This is a genomic window from Nitrospira sp. BLG_2, assembly GCF_049222245.1.
The window spans coordinates 1-4992 of sequence record NZ_JBLYIG010000360.1; the positions used below are offsets into that span (position 1 = coordinate 1).

5 protein-coding genes are annotated in these 4992 nt (G+C 53.3%); all 5 read right to left on the reverse strand.

Going from position 1 to position 4992, the window contains the following annotated elements:
- Positions 1-328 (reverse strand): hypothetical protein (locus ACOSYY_RS09905; protein WP_421662126.1); only part of this gene is annotated, 328 nt, incomplete at its 3' end.
- Between the two features lie 635 nt (positions 329-963).
- Positions 964-1638: a hypothetical protein gene (locus tag ACOSYY_RS09910; RefSeq protein ID WP_421662128.1), complete on the reverse strand. Its 675-nt coding sequence runs from the start codon at positions 1636-1638 to the stop codon at positions 964-966.
- A gap of 332 nt (positions 1639-1970) precedes the next feature.
- Positions 1971-2543, reverse strand: a complete 573-nt coding sequence (locus tag ACOSYY_RS09915; protein ID WP_421662129.1) for a cysteine hydrolase family protein — start codon at positions 2541-2543, stop codon at positions 1971-1973.
- Between the two features lie 2 nt (positions 2544-2545).
- On the reverse strand, positions 2546-3178 hold the full coding sequence (locus tag ACOSYY_RS09920) for a UdgX family uracil-DNA binding protein (RefSeq protein ID WP_421662130.1): 633 nt from the start codon (positions 3176-3178) through the stop codon (positions 2546-2548).
- The coding region (locus tag ACOSYY_RS09925) for a helix-hairpin-helix domain-containing protein (protein WP_421662131.1) at positions 3130-4992 on the reverse strand (1863 nt) is incomplete at its 5' end. The genes ACOSYY_RS09920 and ACOSYY_RS09925, both read right to left, overlap by 49 nt.

Sequence of the window (4992 nt, forward strand, 5' to 3'; positions counted from 1 at the left end):
CTTCGTTAATTTCCGCTTGGAAATTTGATGTCCGACCCTTGCCATAGCCATCTTCGCCGAATGTCGATAGTTCCTCGATAAATTGTTCAATTACTTCAAGCGCGCATGAGGGATACCCTTTCATAAAGTACCCTTCAAGTCCTACAGCATCTTCCGCAGCACGTGATTTAAGTTCAGAAAATCCGAGAAGCCGCTTCAGCTTGCTCTCGGTTTGCTCTGCAATGCTGCTTTTCGAAGTCCAATTGTCTGACGGGTCCGGCTGATACGAATAGGATTCATTGTACTTTTGAACCGTCATCCATAGACGCTGTCGCAAACGGTCTTTCATTGTGACCCGAATATGCTGTCCGACGAGAGCTTTCCCGTGACGAATTGAGAAAGGTTGCATTGCTCCTACCCCCGATCACTCAATAATTTTGCAGCAACGATCTTCTAACGATATGAATGGCAGAAAACGAAGGGATGCCCCAGCAAGTTTTAAGCTAATGTTACTGCATCAACATTCACTGGCAACTTGCCCGAGAATATAGATACTATATTTCGGACATGATCATTAGCGCGAATCGGTTTGGGATGCCCGCAGCTTGCAGGTTTCCAATAGTAGATGAGCCTGATACCAACTCGCTTTCCTCGACCCTGTGCAGTCCAACGAAGTTTTCGTAGCCCCACTCCCCTCTTGAATGATGGCTTCCTGGATTGGACGGAGCAATGGTGAAATAGGGTCAAGTCTGCTTCTTGTATTTCTGTCGCGAACCATACATGCACTGAATAGCGGTTGTTTTTAGTCGTCATGAGTATGGGCCGGAAGCAAAAGGATGGCGCAGATGCAGGCTGGGGTCGATGGTAAGATTTCCCAATGACTGGGTGTGCAGTTTCGCGTAAGAAGAAACGGAGGCAAACCGTGGCGTGCGATTCCGTTGTGTTTGTTCGTTCAAGTGGTTGGACATCGAGGTGTCGGACACTCTAGTGGGTTGCCACGGCAATCGGGTCGCACTTCTCCACCACAATCCATAGACGGTCACGCTCGGCGTTTTTATCACCGGGTGGGAAGTCTTCCGGTGACTCTGTAATGACACACTGAGTATCGCCCGTCTTGCCGAGGACTTGGCCGCCATAACGAATGTCAGACAGAATTTCTTTGACGAGAATGTGTTGCGCCCGAATCGTCTTGCCGTTGATTGTAATCACGTCGCCAATCTGAATTGATTCCGGTGTCCCCTCGTTTCTTACGGGGCCGGTCAGTGAGTGATCCTTGTACTGATACATGGCAACACTGCCGTCTTTCACGCGGATCGACTGAGCTTGGTATTCCCTCGCCTTGGACTTATTCCCTTCTAGCGTCACGGGCAACAGGACGATAAGTGCAACGGCAGCCACACTGACAACAAGCGCCGCTGATGAAAGAAGAATCTTGCCGCGATTCTTTTGTTGGAGCCCTCTTGCTAATCTGGAAAGAAAGAAAGCCGGAGCGAGCGTCAGGCCTACGGCGATACTATTTGCAATAATATGCGGACCAAACAGGTCCTCAAGGGCGGCGGATCCTCCTCGATACCATGTCGACGCATGACCAATTAGGATCAGAGAACAGGCTGCAATGAGCCAAGCCCACGCGAGTATTTTTACAGTACGTACCAGCATTGATACGCTTCCGTTTTCGACCCCGAATCGCCCGGTTACCTTAATCAACCCCAATTAAACCCAAGGATCACCGTGTTTGTCAAAGCGGTACAGGCGATCGGGGTCGTTTTAAGGAAAGGTGAATTCTCGCCGCAGCCGTTACGCTGACTGTGTTCTCCTGGATTCCGTTCTTACCCGCTGAATCGAATTCGCGCGGGGAGTTCGAGGGTGAAAGAGAGTAGGTGATTTCATAAACCGTGTCCGGCCATTTTATATGTAATGGACACCTACATGAGGCTGTTTGAGGGAGAGACCGTACCGGTGTCGCGATTCAGCCGATTGCGCGCGGCTTCTTATGCGGCTAATTTGCCGATGATGGTTGTGGATGGAGCCGTAGCGGCTTTCAACGTCTCGCGCATGTGTTCGAGGGCCGAGCGGTTGGCATCGGGTTCGATAGATACGGTGCAGTCCTCCGGGACTACTATGTCGAAGTTGCGCATGTAGGCATCAGCGGCAGTGAAGAGGACGCAGTTGTTGCCTGCTACACCGGTCAGTATGACTCGCTGTACTTTAAGATGGCGGAGTAACAGCTCCAACGGCGTCGCAAAAAAGCCGGAGTGCTTGGGCTTCAGGACGAAGTAGTCGTCTTTCTCCGGCCTCAAGACGTCCGTGATCCGCTTCCCTCGGCAATCGCTCTCCAAACACCGATCCACGAGCGTTCTAAAATCCGAACGCCACTTGCCGAAGTTGTCGTTCACGTACAAGACCGGTAACCGAGCTGCTTTAACGCGTTGTTTAAGTATCGCAATGGTCTGTGCCGTCTGTTCAATGGCCGGAAAGAGTTGCTCGGCGCCGTCGAACGTGAACTCGTTGATCATGTCGATGATGAGCAGACAGGTCTGAGTGTGGTCCCGTTGGCAAGACATCGTTAGGCCCGAAGAAATCGTTCGACCTGTCGCAAGTCCTCGGCAAAACGGCGGTACTCTTCGTCGCGCTGCCCTGCTTCAGGAAACCGAAGCAGGGCAGAAGGGTGGATAGTCACAAAGACGTTCGAGACGATGGGGGTGTTCCAGAACTGCCCTCGAAGATCATTCAAACGTACAGTCTTGCCGAAAACTGACTGAGCTGCTGTCACGCCGAGACATACGACGACACGTGGGTTCACCACCTGTACTTCTGCTTCAAGCCATGGGCGACAGGCGGCGATTTCGGAGACCGACGGTTTCTTGTGTTTACGGCGCTTGCCTTGTGGCTCCCATTTGAAATGTTTCACGGCATTCGTGACATACACGCTTGCCCGCGTAATTCCCACTTCGGCCAACGCCTTGTCTAAGATCTTGCCGGCTGGTCCGACAAAGGGATGGCCGGCCTGATCTTCTTGATCACCCGGTTGCTCGCCGACCAACATGATCGTCGCGTGAGCCGAGCCTTCTCCGAACACGGTTTGCATGGCTCGCTGGTAGAGATTGCAGCCGGTACAGGAAGCGGCAGCCTTCTGTAAGGCGGCAATCGTCAGTCGAGGAGGAATGAATTGAGCGGCGGATCGGACGGGACGTCGCATGGTTGACCATACCGCGATTCTTGCCGGTTAGGCAGCGAGTGATTTCCCTCGTCCGTCCTCGGTTCCAGTAGGTGAAGATCCAGGACGGTCAGCGTCACAACCCCGAAACTTTCTTCCACCAGCCCGCGGACCACATACGGCCGGTTGGGTGAGAGCAGATGGCAGCAGCGGCGATACATTTCAGGGAACAGCGTGGCATCGTAAAGGGCTGTGACGTCTTCCAAGGTGATGAATTCCATGGCATGGCCGTGCTTGGTCTCAGCGGCCTTTTCTGTGATCAGCACACCCACCATGGTGATGCGCCGACCGACGAATCGATGCATGTGAGAAGCCGGCACTGGCCGCAGCCGTTCGATCTGTTTGCGATAAAGGGTCAGAGGATGACGGCTGGCTAGAAAGCCGAACGACTCGATTTCATGAGCGCGCTTTTGAGCGGCAGAATAGTCTTCCGGAATTGGTAAGGGACTTGAGGCGGAATTGTTTACCGTGTACAGCCGCCACATCAAGGCAGGTCTTGTCAGTTCACCGGCGATGGAGTCACAACAGCCGGCGCGGACTAATACTCTGGCATGGGCGGGCTCCGTCTCCACACGCCGAAGAAAGTCCTGAAACGACCGGTACGGACCATTCTTTGCACGCTCTTTAATAATCTTCTCACCGAGTGCTTCCGGGATTGTCTTCACCTGCATCAAGCCCATCCGCAGCCGTTCCCCTTCACCGCGGTAAGCCCAATCGCTCTCGTTGATGTCCGGCAGGAGGATGGCGAGACCCATGCGCCTGGCTTCCGAGACGTACGCGAAGGTCGAATAAAAGCCGCCGTGATTGCTGATGACGGCGGCGATGAACTCCGCCGGATAGTGAGTTCTGAGATAGGCGGACTTGAACGATACCTGCGCATAGCTGGCCGAGTGGGGCTTGCAAAAGCTGTAGCCTGCGAAACTCATGATCATCTTCCAGATTTCAGCGATTGTGCTCCATGAAGCACCGTTCCGCGCGGCACCTCGACAAAACTGCTCATAGTAGTCTCGAAGTTGTCGTTGTTTATGCTTCTTACTGATAATTTTCCGAAGTTGATCCGCATCTTCAACGGAAAAGTCCGCCAGAGCCATTGCCACCTTCGAAACGTCCTCTTGATACGTCATGATGCCGTGGGTTTCATCCAGGACTCCTTCCAGTTTGAGATGCCAGGAAGCACAGGAGTCTTCTTGTGCTCGGCGGATAAACTCTTCAACGAAAGGATTGGTAGCTGGCCGGACGAGCGACGAGACCATGACGAGATATTCGAAGACATCGGCCTCCCTGAGGCGGTGCGGAGGCATGCCAGTCCATAATTTTTTCAACAAAAGACGTGTGGCGGGTGATTCGATGTAGAAGCAGCCGATCGTGTCGCCTCGTCGTATCGCGTCTTGCGTGGCGGCATCGTTCAGCGGATCCCATGTCTCATAATCAATCATCCGGCCGGTATGTTTAGCGATGGCCGCGAGAGCATCTCGAATCACGGCGAGTGATCGGTTGCCCAGGATATCGATTTTCACGAGCCCGGCTTCTTCCGTCTGATCCTTCTCCCATTGGATGACGGGCAGGCCCTTCGCCGTGATCTCGATCGGTACATAGCGCCGGATTTCCTCCGGCACGATGACGACTCCGCCGCAATGCAGGGAAAGATGGCGGAAATGGTTCTGAGCTTTCAGTGCCTGAGCGAGAATCTCGGGCCAAGGTGCTTTCAACTGTAAGATTTGAGACAACCGCTGGAGCCATTGCTCGTTGGTGGGTAGAGTGGAAAAGCCAAGGAGATCTTTTTGACGTACAACGCG

What these genes read in the sequence shown, in the direction of transcription:
- ACOSYY_RS09915 (WP_421662129.1), bottom strand. Translation starts at nt 2,543, where the DNA reads ATGTCTTGCCAACGGGACCACACTCAGACCTGTCTGCTCATCATCGAC.
- ACOSYY_RS09920 (WP_421662130.1), bottom strand. Translation starts at nt 3,178, where the DNA reads ATGCGACGTCCCGTCCGATCCGCCGCTCAATTCATTCCTCCTCGACTG.
- ACOSYY_RS09910 (WP_421662128.1), bottom strand. Translation starts at nt 1,638, where the DNA reads ATGCTGGTACGTACTGTAAAAATACTCGCGTGGGCTTGGCTCATTGCA.